Source organism: Nonlabens arenilitoris (assembly GCF_002954765.1).
Taxonomy (GTDB): Bacteria; Bacteroidota; Bacteroidia; order Flavobacteriales; family Flavobacteriaceae; genus Nonlabens; species Nonlabens arenilitoris.
This window is the reverse complement of the sequence record NZ_MTPW01000001.1, coordinates 851,486-868,457: the sequence shown is the minus strand read 5'-3', so window position 1 is coordinate 868,457 and position 16,972 is coordinate 851,486. Positions and strand designations below refer to the sequence as shown.

The 16,972-nt window shown below is 34.0% G+C and carries 12 protein-coding genes; 7 read left to right on the top strand and 5 right to left on the bottom strand.

What is annotated here, in order from left to right:
* The first annotated feature begins 25 nt into the window (after positions 1-25).
* The 6 genes from BST92_RS03820 to BST92_RS03800 are packed head-to-tail and all read left to right on the top strand — an operon-like array spanning position 26 to position 12,513.
* Positions 26-2,617 carry a type I restriction-modification system subunit M gene (locus BST92_RS03820; protein WP_245910856.1) on the top strand — a complete coding sequence of 864 codons (2,592 nt, stop codon included), beginning with the start codon at positions 26-28 and terminating at the stop codon, positions 2,615-2,617.
* Complete coding sequence (locus BST92_RS14975; protein WP_170061705.1) at positions 2,607-2,765, top strand: hypothetical protein; 159 nt, start codon at positions 2,607-2,609, stop codon at positions 2,763-2,765. The genes BST92_RS03820 and BST92_RS14975 overlap by 11 nt, the downstream gene beginning before the upstream one ends.
* Positions 2,729-3,868, top strand: coding sequence for a restriction endonuclease subunit S (locus tag BST92_RS03815; RefSeq protein WP_342747886.1), 1,140 nt, complete (start codon positions 2,729-2,731; stop codon positions 3,866-3,868). Before BST92_RS14975 ends, BST92_RS03815 begins: the two co-directional genes overlap by 37 nt.
* A 16-nt stretch (positions 3,869-3,884) precedes the next feature.
* Positions 3,885-8,483, top strand: a complete 4,599-nt coding sequence (locus tag BST92_RS03810) for a sacsin N-terminal ATP-binding-like domain-containing protein (protein WP_105070255.1) — start codon at positions 3,885-3,887, stop codon at positions 8,481-8,483.
* A 2-nt stretch (positions 8,484-8,485) separates the two neighbouring features.
* Positions 8,486-11,830, top strand: a complete 3,345-nt coding sequence (locus BST92_RS03805; protein ID WP_105070254.1) for a type I restriction endonuclease subunit R — start codon at positions 8,486-8,488, stop codon at positions 11,828-11,830.
* A gap of 2 nt (positions 11,831-11,832) precedes the next feature.
* A complete protein-coding gene (locus BST92_RS03800; RefSeq protein WP_105070253.1) occupies positions 11,833-12,513 on the top strand; it encodes a M48 family metallopeptidase in 681 nt (226 codons plus the stop codon).
* A 71-nt stretch (positions 12,514-12,584) separates the two neighbouring features.
* On the opposite strand, the gene BST92_RS03795 is transcribed toward BST92_RS03800, so the two are convergent.
* The 5 genes from BST92_RS03795 to BST92_RS03775 form a co-directional block, all read right to left on the bottom strand.
* Positions 12,585-12,782: a hypothetical protein gene (locus BST92_RS03795; protein WP_105070252.1), complete on the bottom strand. Its 198-nt coding sequence runs from the start codon at positions 12,780-12,782 to the stop codon at positions 12,585-12,587.
* A gap of 2 nt (positions 12,783-12,784) precedes the next feature.
* Positions 12,785-14,668, bottom strand: a complete 1,884-nt coding sequence (locus BST92_RS03790; RefSeq protein WP_105070251.1) for a toprim domain-containing protein — start codon at positions 14,666-14,668, stop codon at positions 12,785-12,787.
* On the bottom strand, positions 14,658-15,497 hold the full coding sequence (locus BST92_RS03785; RefSeq protein WP_105070250.1) for a hypothetical protein: 840 nt from the start codon (positions 15,495-15,497) through the stop codon (positions 14,658-14,660). The genes BST92_RS03790 and BST92_RS03785 overlap by 11 nt, the downstream gene beginning before the upstream one ends.
* Before the next feature lie 182 nt (positions 15,498-15,679).
* Entirely contained in the window at positions 15,680-15,928 is a 249-nt protein-coding gene (locus tag BST92_RS03780) for a hypothetical protein (protein WP_105070249.1), read from the bottom strand.
* A 179-nt stretch (positions 15,929-16,107) separates the two neighbouring features.
* Entirely contained in the window at positions 16,108-16,305 is a 198-nt protein-coding gene (locus BST92_RS03775) for a hypothetical protein (protein WP_146105093.1), read from the bottom strand.
* Between the two features lie 91 nt (positions 16,306-16,396).
* Here BST92_RS03775 and BST92_RS03770 point away from each other — a divergent pair, with 91 nt between their 5' ends.
* Entirely contained in the window at positions 16,397-16,810 is a 414-nt protein-coding gene (locus tag BST92_RS03770; protein ID WP_105070247.1) for a helix-turn-helix domain-containing protein, read from the top strand.
* Positions 16,811-16,972: the final 162 nt, after the last annotated feature.

Here is a 16,972-nt window from a genome sequence, read left to right as displayed (position 1 = left end):
ACAATAAAAGAAACTAAAAAACCTAATGACCCACAAAAAACTAACACTATCTTGGCTAGAAGGTTTCCTCATGGATGCCTGCGATATATTAAGAGGTAATATGGATGCCTCAGAGTTTAAAGAATACATTTTTGGAATGTTATTCTTAAAACGATTGAGCGATAAGTTTGAAGAAGATCGTGCCGCACGATTAAAGGAACTACAAACCAAAGGTTTACCTGAAGCTAAAATCAAAGAAGCACTAGAACGTGCTAATGCCTACCAATATTACGTACCAGCACGTGCACGCTGGAACTATAAGACCACTAACGAGAACGGTCAGGAAATCAATGAAGGTATTCTACACCTTAAAAAAGACGTAGGTGATCATTTAAACAAAGCGCTGGAAGCACTGGAAGAAGAAAACCCAGATAAACTTTCTGGTGTACTGACTAATGTGAACTTTAACCGCACCATTGGTAAGAACAAAAACGCACTGAGTGATGAAAAACTCATCGAGTTCATCACGCATTTTAACAAAGTTACACTTACTGATAACCGTTTTGAATTTCCAGACCTTTTAGGTACGGCTTATGAATATTTGATCAAGTATTTTGCTGACAGCGCTGGTAAAAAAGGTGGCGAGTTCTACACGCCTAACGAGGTGGTTAAACTACTGGTTAACCTGTTAGAACCTGGAGAAGAATCTTCTATCTATGATCCTACTTGTGGATCTGGTGGTATGTTGATCGAGAATAAGAATTATGTGCAGGCACGTTATGGCGATGCCTCGCGATTAAGTTTTGCTGGTCAGGAATTAAGTGGTACCACATGGTCCTTGTGTAAAATGAACATGCTGTTTCATGATATTTTTGATGCAGAGATCCTACAAGGTGATACGATAGCAAACCCTTTGCATGTAGAGAATGGAGAGCTAAAACGCTTTGACATAGTGATAGCAAATCCACCATTTTCGGCAAATTATAGTGACATTAAAAACTACCGTGATCGCTTCCACCACTGGATGCCTAAAAAGAAAAAGGCAGACTTTATGTTTGTCCAGCACATGGTGTCTGTATTAAAAGATAACGGTCGTATGGCGGTCGTGATGCCGCATGGGGTACTTTTTCGCGGAAGCGAAGAAAAAAACATGAGAGCATGGCTGGTAGATCGTGGTTATCTAGAAGCCGTAGTAGGGTTGCCATCGGGACTGTTTTACGGTACAGGTATTCCTGCCTCTATATTGATCATCAATAAACAAGGAGCTGCACAACGTGATAACGTCCTATTCATTAATGCAGACCGTGAATATAAAGAAGGTAAAAACCAGAACAAACTACGTCCAGAGGACATCGCAAAGATCAGTTACATCTATAAAAGTAAAGAAGAGCTAGATGGTTACTCGCGATTGATTACTAAAGAAGGCTTAGAAAAAGAAGATTATAATTTCAATATACGCAGGTATGTAGATAACAGCCCACCAGCACAACCGCAAGATGTAAATGCACACTTGCACGGTGGTATTCCTACTGTAGAGGTAGATGAGCTGCAGTCCTACTGGGATAACTACATACATTTAAGAACAGCCTTACTTCATAAATCACCTAAAGATGGTTATGATGCTTTTACAGACGCGGTAAATTCAAAAGAAGACCTCAAGAACCTGGTGTTAAACCACGATGATGTTATTCTTAAAAGAGAACAATACACCACAGGTGTTAACGACTGGTGGACGGCAAATGTACCTAAACTAGAAGCATTGCCCATGCAGCAAAATGTCTTTGAACTGTATCGCGACTTCTCACACAGCATTGCGAGTAATTTTAGCGCGCTGGGTATTCTCGATCTACATAAAAGTAGAGGCGCTTTTGCGACCTACTGGAACAGCCTCGAGACCGATTTAAAGTCCATTGCTGCCAGTGGCTGGAATGCAGACTTAATCCCTGCAGATGATATTTTACAATCACAGTTTCCAGACGTACTGGAAGAGCTGGCAAATAATGAGGCTAGACGTGACGAGCTGGAGACCATGTTTAACGAGGTCAATGAGCTGGAAGAAGACGCCTTTGATGAAGAAGAATATGAGGTATTCCCTAAAGAAGTACTCAAAGAATTAAAAGCCAGTATTAAAGAGTACAACACCAGCATACGCCAGCATAAGAAAGAGATCAAAGATCTAGGCATACGTATCAAGGCACATGAGAAAGATGGCAGCAGTGATGATGTGGTTATTTCGCTTTCGCGAAAGCGTAAAGAACACCAGCTTCAATTAAAACAAACTGAAACCCAAGCCACACAACTCAACCAGCGGCTAGCACGTCACAATGAATTAACTGCCGAGCTCAAAACCTGTAAGGCAACTATAACCGAAATCAAAGCCAAAAAAGAAGATCTAGTAGAAAAAGCACGAGAAAAAATCACGCCAGAAGAAGCCAAAGATTTAATACTTACACGTTTTAAAGCCACCTTGCACGATACCGTAATGGATTATGTAAACCGCTATGAACGCGCTTTAATTACCGAGTTAGAAACACGCTATACCAAATACCAAAACACCTTAGTCAATATTCTAGACCGCAGAACCAAAGCAGCCAACCAATTGAACAACTTTTTAACGGAATTGGGTTATGAAAGATAAAAAACTACTGTCAGATTGTATTAAAACAATTGAATCAGGAATAAGGCCTTCTGGTGGTGTAGACTTTGATTCTGGTGAAATACCAAGTTTTGGTGGTGAGAACATTATTCAATCTGGAGGTGTAAAATATTTAAAAGTAAAAAAATAACAAATCTGTTTTATTCAAAAATGAATAGAGGTAGATTAGCTGATTTGGATGTTCTCATTAATAAAGATGGTGCTAACACAGGAAAGGTGGGTTTATATAGAGATGCCTTTTACAAAAAGGCTTCAATTAATGAGCATTTATTTTTATTACGAGGTTGCGAAGAGTTAATTGATAATATTTATTTGTATTACGACCTGCTTAGTGAGACAGGTCAATTACAGATTAAGAGACAAATAACAGGCTCTGCACAACCAGGATTAAATAGTAATTTTATTAATTATTATTACATAAATCTTCCTCCACTACCACAACAAAAAAAGATCGCCCAGATCCTTTCTACGGTAGATGAAGTCATAGAACAAACCGAGAGCGCCATTGCCAAATACCAAGCCATTAAACAAGGCTTAATGCATGACCTATTCACTCGCGGTATAGACATCAACACAGGCAAACTGCGCCCATCACCACAAGACGCACCACAGCTGTATAAAGAAAGTGCTTTGGGATTAATTCCTAGAGAATGGGAGGTTCAGGAGTTGGGAAAAGAAAATGAAACTTATGCTGGTGGGACACCAAATCGATCAATTGACGACTATTATAAAGGTGAAATCCCTTGGGTTGCATCTGGAGAAGTCAATCAATCATTCATTTTTAAAACAAAAGAGTCCATTTCATCCGATGCACTAAGATTTAGTTCGGCTAAAATGGCGCCAAAAGAAAGTGTTTTAATCGCTATGTATGGCGCAACTGCCGCTCAGGTATCAATGTTGAAGATTGATGCGTGTACAAATCAAGCTGTACTAGCTATTATACCAAATAGTCTTTGGAACAATTACTTCATTTACTATGGTTTGAACTATTCTAAGGATCGAATTTTGTTTTTGGCGCAAGGTAGTGGTCAACCAAATTTGAATAAAAAGATGATTGACACTACACAATTTTGGAAGCCTACACTTGCAGAACAAAAATTAGTAGTCGAGAGATTAGGTGGAATCGAATCAAAAATCCAAACCGAGCAGCAGGCATTAGGGAAATACCAGCAACTCAAAGCAGGATTGATGCAGGATTTGTTAACTGGTAGGGTTGGGGTTGTTGTGGATTAAATAGGAGAAAAAAGAGATGAGCTACCAAAATAAGATACAGGAGTTAATTGATGAAAGGTTAGCTTACTACAGAAATAATCCAAAATCAATAGCACGCGATTATACAATTGAAAATAGCATAAAAGATGAGTACGATGGTCGACAACTATTAGAGATGCTACAAAATGTAGATGATACCAAATCTAAAAAAGTGCGTATTGAATGGGATAAAGAGAATAAAACATTAGCCATTTCTAACTACGGAGAGGCTTTTTCTTTTGAGGGAATTGAATCCTTAATGAGAAGTCACAGCAGCCCTAAAACAAAAGAAGATTATATAGGTAATAAAGGATTGGGATTTAGATCATTACTTACTTGGGCAAATGTTATTAGTATTTATGCTAACGATTGTAAAATCAGTTTTTCTGATAAAATATCATCTTCAGTTTTTGAGTCTCAACTATCATTAACACCAGAAAATAAAGAAATAGTCAAGTCACAAGCAAAAGTTGCTGATGGTATTGTCCCATTTCCCGTGCTAGCCATTCCTAAATTAGTTAGTTATGTCCGACAGGATGATTGGCAAACAGTTATAGAAATAAATTATACTCATGAAGTAGAAACTAAAATTCAGGATATATTTAATCAAATAAGTGAAGAGCTTTTACTCTTTTTAAATCATATTGAAGAAATTGAAATAGTTATAGGTGACAATATTTCATTTTTTAAAAGTGAGAAAATAGAATGTGCTGATTGGACAGAAGTTAGAATTAATGACAAGTTTTGGAGAGTATTTACAAAGGATGGGCTACTGCCTCAAAAAGTTGCTAACGGAGTAGGAGTTGTTTTTAAAAAATTTATGATTAAGGTTGCTTTTCAGAATGATCTGTCTGACACTTATTATAAGTTATTTAACTTCTTTCCTACTAAAATTTCTGTTTCCCTGCCTTGTATCATTCACGGTACATTTGATTTAAATGCTTCCAGAGATTATTTAAACCCTTCCGAGAACAACAAAAAGATATTTAAGAAGTTGGCTAGATTTTTAGGTGATTGTGCTCTTACATTATCTAAAGAAGATGTAAGCTGGAAGCCTTTTAAATTATTAAAACCGATAAATAACTCTTCAGATTCTACTTTAGTAAAACAACTTTACACAGATTTATCTGAGGTAAGAAAAACAGAAAAAATCATTCCTACTATAAGTGATACTTATGTAGTTAGTCATGATGTAAAGCATTATCACGATGATTTTAATGCATTCTTCAAAGAAAACTTTCCTGATGTTCTTCCTGAATTAATTCTTCCAAATGAGGAAGCTGAGATAAATTATTTCCATCCTAGGCACTACGATAATGATTATTTAGTCGAAAGAATTGATGCTTTATCATATACTCCAATTACCTTGGAACAAAGGTCGGAGCTTATTTATCAACTTATCAATAGTGGACGTAAAACATTTAAAAAAGAACGTTTCTCGCTACTAATCAATGATAATAAAACAACTGCTGTAATTGATAAGGACACGGTAGCATTTACACCAATGATGCAGTCGAATAATAAGTTCAACATTCCTAAGTCACTAAAGATTGATTTTATAAACTCAGAATTATATACTTTATTATCAAATAAATTAAAAGGTAGGTTTGATGCTAAGAATCAAGTGTCAAGGGAATTTCAGAGTGTAGTTAAAAATACAGTTAATGTACAGCCTTATGATAGTAATAGCATAATAATTAGAATTGTTAATGGTATCAATCAGGCTTTAACAGATACTCATGATATTGATCAAAAAATTCTTTTGGTTAAAGAAATGGTTGCCTCATTATTTCAAAACTTTAAACATTTAAGTAATCAATTAGATAAGTTAAACTTAGAAATAAAGTTGATTAATGAAAATTCTGAAATTGTAACATCTTCATCCCTATTTATGGGTGCAACCTACCCAGATGGTGAGCTAGTAGAATGGCTTTATGAAACGATTTATAGTCCTGAACAATATTTAATGAAAAGAAGTTTTTGGGGTTTTCAAGGAGAAAATGTAGATGAAATAGAACGGTTTTTTTTATGGTTAGGAGTTAATAAATATGCACGTCTAATTACTTTGCCTCTTGATAAGTATGCTAGTAAATCTGGTTATTTCAATTATATTTTTAAACAAGCTAATCCTAGCAAGCCGTCGAATTTTCAAATAGACCGTATTAATAGAGGCACGTCAATCACGTACATAGGAAATATCAAGGATATTTTATTAATGGATGCAACACGTCAGATATTGCTAATCCTGAAAGATTCAACAATAAGATCAAAAATTGAACAACTGGATACAAAATATTTTTGGAAGTATTTTCAAACAAACTACACGTTGATAACTAGTATTTCATTTATTAGGTATCAATTTTTGAAAGCCAATAAATTCACTTCTTACGTTTTTGAAGATGGAAATGATAGCTTACAACGTTTGATAAATAAAGATATAGAAATTGACTTTGGACGTTTAAATAAGTACAATTGTCATAAATCTGAAATATCAAATATTCTGGTTAAACTAGGTGCAAAGCAAAATATAGATTCCCTGAAGCCGACTGTTCTATATAATGTTCTTCTAAATATACCGAAAGTGTATACAATTCAAAAAAATAGGGGTGTTCAAGGTCTCTATAAAAAAATAGTAGATGCATTAGATTACCAGAATTCGTTAAAACCAATCAGTAAAGCTCAGATTCCTAAAGATTTATTGCTTTTTGCCAAAAAGGGAGATGAATCTGTGCTGCTAGAACCTAATAAAGTTTTTTATTCTAATAATAGTGTGCTACCTGCTAAAATTGAGCAAACTTTGCCAATTTTGGATTTTCCTAAGAGGGCTGGCCAAGAAAAGGCAGAACGCTTTTTAGGTATTCAAATTACGGACGCATCACAGCTGAAGGTAAATAAACCAGTTCAGTACTCTGATTTAAATAACGATTTTCAGAATCATTTTGAGATATTGAAAGTCCCATTACTATTATATAGACTCTACAGTAAAAGTTTACCTAAGGATATATCAACAAAAGAAGCAATTAGTCAGAATGTTTCGTATTTAAAAAAATGTTCTATTGACATCGTTAGTAGATGTAGTTATAATTATAGTAATGAGACTAATGTTTTCTTAGAGGATTTTGAGTTCGCAATTTTTGATAGTACATACTACTTAAAGATTCCAGAAAATTATAAATACAATGAATTGATTAAAGCATCTAAATTTTCAGATGCTTTTGCAGAAATTATGAGTATTCAATTTAACGTTACTGAGTTGAAAAATGACTTTAGATTTTTGATAAGAAATGACATCAATGACACGTTACACCTTATAACACAAGATTTTGATACAGATAAAATAAGGTTGGTTAAAAATTATTTTGGAATGCCTGCGTTAGAAGAAAATTTTTGGAAAAACATATATGAGATTAAAGGAGTTACTTTTCCAGAAAAAATAGTCAAGCAAAAAGAACTGGTAGCTAGCATAAAAAATGATCTAAGCATCGAGATCACACCAGATTATTATAAGTTCGATTTTGAAGAATGTTCTAACAAAGAAACATATAACTATTTGGCTTATTTAATTGATGTTTTAGAAACATCCTTAGATGTTATCTACCCCAATGGTATTGAGGTATATCATTTTGAAAGATTAAGAAACTATAGAGAGTCCAATGAGTTGAAAGTTACAAGTATTATTTGGGATTATTTAAACGTCAATAAAAAGGAGCAATCAAAATTTTTAAATTATTTAGATATTTTCAAATTAAGTGCTTTAAAAATGTTTTTCGAATTGGAGGATAAGTTTAAACTGAGTTTGAATTATGCCGAACAATTTTCAAATTTTATTGAAAGCAAACTTCCAATTAAGATAAAGGATTATACTGGAGAAACAGCACCTGTTAAAAATCAATATAAACATTTTCAATCCTCATATTCATTTGAATTAGATGATTTAGAGGATGAAATTAAAAGTCTATTCTACTTTGAAGGGAATGATATTAAAATTGAGAATTATTTAAAATTAAATTATTCTGATCAAGTTATTTCATCAAATACAGAGGCAGTTGAATTGAAGGAAGAAGTAAATGAAGAGAATCCTTTAAAAATAATTGACAGCACATTAAGTAAAAAAAATATTTCAATTCAGCGGAGTAGTTCGATCTATAAAGGAACAGGAAAAAAACGAATGACCTTTTCCAATAGTATTAATGAGCGTAAAAATATAAGTGGGAAAAATGCAGAGATCCGTGCATTTAAATCATATAAGAATAAATATGGTGAGGATAAAGTCAAATGGGTTTCTAGATACTCTTCAACTCCAGATAATAATGATAACCTCCAATATGATTTAAAATATGAAGATGAGAAAGGTGTTTGGAGATATGTAGAAGTGAAGTCTCTTTCTTATGATAATTCTATTATTATCACGAAAGCGGAAAGAGAATACGGAATTCAAAATAATTTGCTTTACGAATTTGCTTTGGTGAATAATGATGGTATTCATAGAGTAGCAAATCCTTTTTCTTTCAAAACTGGAGAAACTTTTGAGGAAAATGAATTTTTTACTGCAGAAATTAATGATTGTAAAATTCATTTTAAACTGAACACAAAATAATTATGGGAGAATATAATAACGTTGAGAAACCTTTTTTAGATAAGTTAAGAGATCTTAACTGGCATGTAATTGACCAAGGTAGTTTTGGTATTCCACAAGATCCTGCCATTAGCTTGCGCACCAGTTTCAAAGAAGTAACGCTCAAGCAAGAGTTCATAAAAGCAGTTAGGAAAATAAATATTATTGATGGTGTCGCATGGCTCACAGATAAACAATTAGAAGACCTTTATCTTGAGACTATAGCAACTGAAAAGGCTAACCTCTCATTACTAGAAGCAAATAAACAGGTCTTTGAAAAATTAATTGGAGTCACTAAAACAACGGTAGCAAAAAATGAAGTGACTGGTGAAGAAAATCCATTAGTAAAGCTCATAGATTTTAAAAATTGGGATAATAATGAGTTTGTTGCCATCAACCAGTTTAGAGTGGTTACACCAGGTGGTCCTCGTGAAGGTCTTATTCCAGACATAGTATTGTTTGTAAATGGATTGCCTTTTTGCGTAGTTGAGTGTAAAGAAGTAGAAATAGCAGACCCTATATCTAGCGCTGTAGATCAAATCATGCGCTATGCAAATACAAGAGAAGACGATTTTGGGATCAAAGAAGGTGAGGAACGTTTATTCCATTACAACCTATTCAGTATTGCAACACATGGCGAAGAAGCGCGCATAGGTTCTATATCAGGTGATTTCGAGTATTATTTAAATTGGAAAGATATATTCCCAGAAGAGTACAGAAATATTGATCTTCAAAACTATGCTGCGGAGGAAGAGTCCAGATATCGCAATAATGGGTTGCATAATGATCCTAGTGTCCGTCAAGAAGTTCTTATAAAAGGTGTTTTAAATAAAGAAATATTCTTAGATATACTACAACACTTCACTTTGTTTATGGAAATCAAAGAAGGTGTAGTCATTAAAGTAGTGTGTCGTTACCAGCAGTATAGAGCAGTAGGTAAAATATTGCGCAGGATGCGTACAGAAAGTACTCCTAGTACTAGGTCTGGTGTGGTATGGCATACACAAGGTTCTGGTAAATCCTTAACGATGGTGTTCTTTGTACGCAAGCTGCGTTCTCAAGATGATCTTAAAGACTACAAAGTTATTATGATGGTAGATCGTAAGGATCTTGAGAAACAACTTTCTGCTACGGCACGATTGACAAATGAATTTAAAGAAGCAAATATTGTAGGTTCTCGTAAAGAATTAGTTCCTAAGTTGAGCGGTATCGCATCTAACTTGAATATGGTCATGGTACACAAGTTTGTTCAAGAAGAGTTGAAACATTCTAAGTCTTTAATGAAGGCCTACGTTGAAGAAGGAAAAGTTCCGGAATTCAAACCATTTGATGTTGTAAATACTTCTGATAGAATCGTAATCTTGATTGATGAAGCTCATAGAACTCAAGGTGGCGATATGGGAGATAACCTATTTACGGCATTCCCTAATGCTACTAAAATCGCCTTTACAGGAACTCCATTATTAACTGATCGACACAAACAAAAAACTCATGAGCGGTTTGGTGGCACAGGAGAGTTTATAGATACTTATAAAATACGAGAGGCAGTAGATGATCGTGCAACTCTTGATATCATTTATATTGGTAAAACTTCAAATGATAGAATAAAATCAAAAGAAGCCTTCGATGCCGATTTTGAAGACGTATTTAAAAGGCAGAGTAAAGAACAAAAAGAAGAAATCCAGAAGCGTTACGGAACCATGAAAGCCTATCTGGAGAATATGGATAGACTTCGTAAGATTGCTAAAAACCTTGTGAATCATTATGTGGATGATATTTTACCTAATGGTTTTAAAGCTATGGTGGTCGGTAGTTCAATAGTAGCTGCAGCACGTTATCAATATTTGATCCAGGAAGCCTTAATAGAACGTGCCAGCATAGAGAAGGAAAAAGTTAATCCAGATCAAGATTTAATTGAAAAAATTGAATTTATAAAGATCGGTACCATAGTTACCAAGCAGGACAATAATGAACAAGGCTTTATAAGTCAAGCCAGAAAGAATGCTAAAGAGATAAAAGCAGTTGATAATTTTAAAAAAGATTTTGATTACAGCAAAGATGAGGAAGGTAATTACCTAAAGCCAGAAACTGGAGTAGCTTTCTTATGCGTTTGCGATAAACTTTTAACTGGTTTTGATGCACCTATTGCACAAGTAATGTATTTAGATAAAAGCATCAGAGAACATGATCTTTTACAAGCAATAGCAAGAGTAAATCGAACAAAAAAGAATAAAACACATGGTATTCTGGTTGATTATTTTGGTGTCTCTAATCATTTAAAAGATGCTTTAAACATTTGGGGTGCTGAAGATGAAGAAGATATTCAAGAGCTCCTGGAATATTTTAGAGATATTAATAAAGAAATACCAGTTCTTGAGGCGAGATACAATCGCATGATCCAATTATTTACAGATAAAGGGATCAATGACTTTGAGAAATTTGTACAGCAGCGTTTTACTGATAAAGATGCCGAGTTTCAATTAGCGGAAGACTGTATTGAGTTGGCGGCATCTGTTCCGTTTCGAGCACAATTTGATACTTATATAAAAGCCTTTTTTGATAGTTTAGATTTACTGTTTAATTCTGAGGCTGGAAGAAAGTATTATGTACCTGCTAAACGACTTGGTTATTTATTGGTTCGTATTAAAAACCGCTATAAAGATCCAAGCATGGATTTAAAATGGGCAAAGCCTAAGATTCGTAAAATGATAGATCAGCACCTTGAGACATTAGGTATTGATAGTCGTGTAGATCCTGTCAGCTTGCTTTCTAAGGACTTTGTAAAAGAAGTAAATAAGCTAGGTAAAAACTCAAAATCTAAGGCCTCAGAAATGGAGCATGCTATTAGACGTCACATAAAAGTAAATATCAATAAAGATCCAGCATTGTATAAGCGTTTTTTACAGCGTATGGAAGAAATCTTAGAACGCTACCAAGGAAATTGGGATGCAATCGTTGAAGAATTTGAAAAAGTAAGAAGTGATTTAGAAAAAGGTAGGAAAGGAGACAACCAAGAGGAAGGTCTTAACGAGCAGGAGTTACCGTTTTACGATTTCATAGTGTTTAGTGCTTTTAATGATGAAGAACTTAGTGATGCTGATAAAGAAGCATTAAAGAAACTGACGATAGAGCTGGTAAAACTGTTACAAAAAAATATAAGCAAACCTAATTTTTGGAAAGGTAGAGCAGCAGAAATACGTAAATTACAAGGAGAGATAGATGATATGTTAGATTTCTCTGGAATAGAAAGGGTAATGCAACTACACTCTAAGTTAAGTGTGGAAATAATGAACTTGGCAAAACGCAGGCATCAAGATTTAACGAAATAAAAATGAATGTATCTGGAATAGATATCGCCATTCAAAAAAGCGAACGTAAGACCGTCAGCATATTTATAGAACGAGATGGTTCTGTATCAGCACGCGTACCAGCTAAACTTAATGATGATGAAATTAAGGATATTTTAGAGGCTAAGGAATATCAAATATTCAAGAATCTAGCTGAGTGGACACAGTTAAATGAAAATGCCGTGGAACGTGAGTATGTTAATGGTCAGTCGTTTTTATATTTAGGAAGAAACTATCGATTGAAAATAGTCAAGGAAAGTTCAGGAATCGTAAGGTTTTTCAGAAACACTTTTTATTTAGGTGAAAAAGATCAACCTAAAGCAAAAGAATTATTCATTCAATTTTATAAAGAAAAACTGAACAGTAAAATTCACCCTATTATCGAAAGGTACAAAGATCAACTAGGTGTTGCACCACAACAAATCAAAGTAATGGAATTACAAAATCGCTGGGCTTCATGCACGCCGAGTGGTAATGTGAATTTTCATTGGAAATGCGCCATGGCTCCTATTGACGTATTACACTATATGGTAGTTCATGAGTTAGCTCACCTAATTCATAATAATCATACCCAAGCATTTTGGAATGAAGTAGATAAAATTCTCCCCAATTACGACGAGCAGATTAATTGGTTAAAGATTAATGGTTCTGGAATGGATTTATAGCAATTACGCTTTCGCGAAAGCGTAATTGCAACAAAGTTTGCTTTAGTTAACTGATAGTTAAACCAAAGGTTTTAGCTTAACTTTTTAGCCAAAAAAGTATATGTAGCGATGATGGCATCGTTAATTGTATTTGAAGTATGATTCTTTAAACTCAATTTAACTGGCTTGCCTTTTTCCTTAATTGCCACAACAAATTTTTTATGTACCACTTCTGGGAAAACTTTAATTCCGTTCAACAGGCAAATTTTGATTGCTTTATTTATATCCATGGTTAAAAGGGACAGTCTGGATCTTCAAGAATGGTATCTAGATTTATATCATTTTGCTGATCGGTATAAGATTGGGGCATGATGTTATTTTCAATAGCCAAAGGATTTGTTTCAAGCCAATTCTGGTTATCCCAAGTTGCTGAAGGTATTTCGGTGCTGTTCTCGTCAAAATAACCATTGATAAGCTCATAACGCCCATTATTCATATTCCATTTTAAGTAGACATCTTCACCAGCTTTTCCAAGATGTTGGAATTTCCATTTCAACGTTCTTACATGAACAATATCTCTTTCAAAATCTCTTACCATTCCTATGATATTGTAACTCATGTCAAAGTGTTCCCCACCACCTTTAGCATCATATGCTGTAGGCATTATGAAAGTTTTTTCACTTAATACATCCGCCGACAGTTTTTTACGTGTCAACTTATTTGGGTGTAAGACCAAAAAAATGTGCGCATCATACTTATTACAAAACTCATCCAAGAGCGCATGGTACTCTTCAGTGTATTCATTTACATTCGATCGTGGCACCGATTTTAATTTAATCTTGTTAAATGGGTCTAATACAAAATAACGACAACCCTTTCGCTTGACTAGTTCTGCAAACTTTGCAAGTATATCTTCTAAGTAATATCTTTTTTGTTTCTCGACATGAATAAAATGATCTTGAATAAAATTAAACGCTTGATGAACTTGTTCACTTTCTATTTGGTCTTCACTAGGTCGCGATCCAAAAATCTTTTTAAAAATTTTATCGTAGTGATATTTTAAAGGCTTGTTTTCTGTTGAGCATATTCCAAACTTATCACCGTACCTGAGAGCTAGTTTTGCAATTACATAATCTAAAAACTCACTTTTACCACTTCCTGGAGCTGATAGGAATAATGTGTATTGTTTAGTTTCAAAACTAGCGACGTCATCAAAATCTGCTAACCCTATTGTTTTACCTTTAGGAGCGCCGTTTTTCCAGAAATCTATTAGATCATCTTTTATGTCATTGATCTGGATGATATCTTCTAACGGAACAGGTTCAGCCGCTGTTATCGTTTTCGCAAGCTCTTCTTTTCCATATTTAAGTAAATATTCATTTGCATCTTTACAGTCTTTAAAGTCAATTGTGAAACACTTTTCAGCGCCTATACGTCGTATAAATTCTTTTTGTCCTTCGTTTCCAGCAATATCATTGTCAAAAGCTAAATAAACTTTCTCTTTGTTTTCAAAGACCTGATAGTAATGATCTAGATATCCAGTTTGTATCGTGGAGCTGCCATCAGCACGCGGTAATGTAAATCCATTAGGAACGCTTGAAACGTTTTTAACACCGCTTTCATGGTAAGCTAAGGCATCAAACTCACCTTCTACTAGAACACAAGTAGAGCTGTTAAGAATAGCGTCGAAATTGTACAAAATAATCTCACAGCTTTTTTCAAATTTGAAATCCTTGTTTTTACCTCGTGACTTGATGTTAGTCAATATTCCATTCAGAAAATAGTTAAACTCTATTACTTCTATTTCTTTGTTAGCTTTAGGCATCCATGAATTGTTAGAAGTAATTTTGAGATCCTGTATTGTTTTCTCAGAAATTCCTCTGGATTTAAAATATTCTTTTGCTTGATTGCTAACATGATCATAATTCTCTTTAAGTTTAGGTATGTTGTATTGAACTGATTCTTCTTTGCGTTTGTAGGTATGAAGTTGTACTCTACTACCGCAATGATTGCAATAACCTAAGCCAGTATCCCAAAAAACCGACATGCATTTCTGCTTTTGATTTATTGGTTGGCGATGTTCTGAGCATTCTGGGCAGGTAGAGGTTCTATCGCCTACTTTGATACCGTGAACATTGAACTTATCAATTTTAAAACCGTTAATTTCAGTTTGCATGACGTGATTTTTGAGGATATATTATTGTAAAAACTCTTCCACCTTTCTCTTCGTTAGCTCTGTATGCTTCAAATTTTGTTGCGGAAATCTTTTGCTCTGTTGAGTTGGTATTCGTTGTGAAATAGACGTAATCTGGGTCATAAGTGTTTTCTAATTTCACCACTTTGCCACCTTTTTGATTTCTGATCCATGCGTTTGCATAGTTTTTAAATCGTAGGATTAACATATCAGCATTAAATTCAAGTTTGTCCTTTTGCGAAAGAATTTCCATTCCTGTGGTATTATTAAAAGCCTCAATTAAATCATCATAGTCATGTACATTCTCACAATTATTCTTTTCCCAAGTTTTCAGTTCTGAGGCTTTTTCTTTAGAAATTAAATCAAAAGGCGAGAGGTCTTTATCTCTTGGTTCTTTTTTCTTAGTTATAGGTTTATTTATACTAACAGTGCATTGGACTTGCTTTGGAACATGCTCTTGATTTTGCTTTGATAGTGCTTTGTTAAGTGCTTCGGTAGTTTTTACAGTAGCAGATTCTAAGGATATTATGCAAGAGGTATGTTGATTTTTACTCTTTTCAATCATATTTATAAACTTAAACTCAATTAAATCATTCAAGGCTTTGATGTAAGTCTTCCAATTTTTAATACCTATAGATTCCATTACCATTTGACTTGGGAAACCGAACTTTTCTTTCCATCCTGATCTATTACATATTTCAACAGCATAAAAGTAAATTGCCGTATGAATAGGTTTAATTTTCTCTGGATTCTCGTAGCACCAGTTGAACCAGTTGCGACTTAAATCATATCCATTTTTTTTATTTTCCATTATTTCTAGAGTTAGTTAAGACTAGTGACTAAAGCGAAATGACTTAGCAGGTTCATCAGTATTTTTTGATTCTAGTTTAGCGGCTATACGCGCGTTAGCAATAATGTTCAAATTGGTGCGTTTATATTCGGAGGCTTTCTTAATCAATGAAGCCCTTCGTTTTTTGAGTATATCTGTTTGATTTATTTCCATTGTTGACAAACAGTTTCTATAAAGTTTTGGCAGTCACCACCATTTGCTATATGGGTGATAAACTGTTCTCTATATTTTGGTGATGTAATAATTTCAACAGGATCGAGCTGTTGAATGGATTTAGTAGGATTCAAACGCGCCACATGATTATCTAAATTAGATTTTAGGCGTAATAATGCATCAGCATCTAAAGCTGCTATAGCGGTTTGAAGGATTGAAGTTTCAAGTGTATTTAGCATTAACTGAAAGGTTTTAAAACGGTTCCAGTTTTACTATATTTGCATTACTGGTACCTTGGTGGGTATACGGTTTATGGACCACTTTGGCGAGTGGTTTATTTATTAAAGGTGCAGGTACAACTGCACCTTTATTTTTATATTCACATAATTTTATTATTTAAATTAATACGTAGTATTGCCTATATTTTATTTCGCAATTCTCTACCTCTTTTTATAGCTCTATCTATACTGCTATACTTTTGACCAGTTTCTGGCACTAGCGTGTGCTTTATGAAGTAATTACCTCTAAGACCTTTTGCTCTAGCATTTTCGTATCGTTCTAACATATCGATATAAGATTTTTGCGTTCTAGTCAATTTTTTGTTTAATCTATCCATTTTAAAAATGTTTAACACTACCTTTGGGGTCAAAAGTACAATCATTTATTTAAAAAACAATTATTTCTTAATTTAAAATAGAAAAAATTTAATGAATATTTTTATTTCTCACAATATCAGCTACTTAATCAGGAAAGAAAAATGGGATCATGCTACGTTTGCTAAAGAGTTTGGACTCTCTGCAGCGGTAGTAAGTCATTATGTGCGAGGAAAGAATATTCCTAAAATAGAAACACTTGTTAAAATAGCTTTTTATTTTACTATTACACTAGACGAATTAATTTTGAGTGATATGGAGGCAGGCATGTTTCCAGCTTCTTATCATATGGAAGCGTTACATCTAAGGGATATTAATGATAAAGTTAATTCTCCAAATAAAAATGATACTATTAAGCATCTTGAAAAAACTATCGAATTGCAAGATAAATTGATCCACTCCTATGAAATTCAGATACAAGACCTTACTAAAAAGGGTGGTGACGAAAGTTTGAAAATAGAATTATAACCTAATAATGGTAGTGGACTAGAAGTTCAATTAACTACCATAGTGCGTATCAAGGTGAGTATCATTTGTTCGTTTTATCGTATATTTGATAAGGTTAAAAAGTTAGTTATGAGAAAGATGAGTAATAAATCAGATAGGGCTCGAAACTTAGGATCTAGTGCT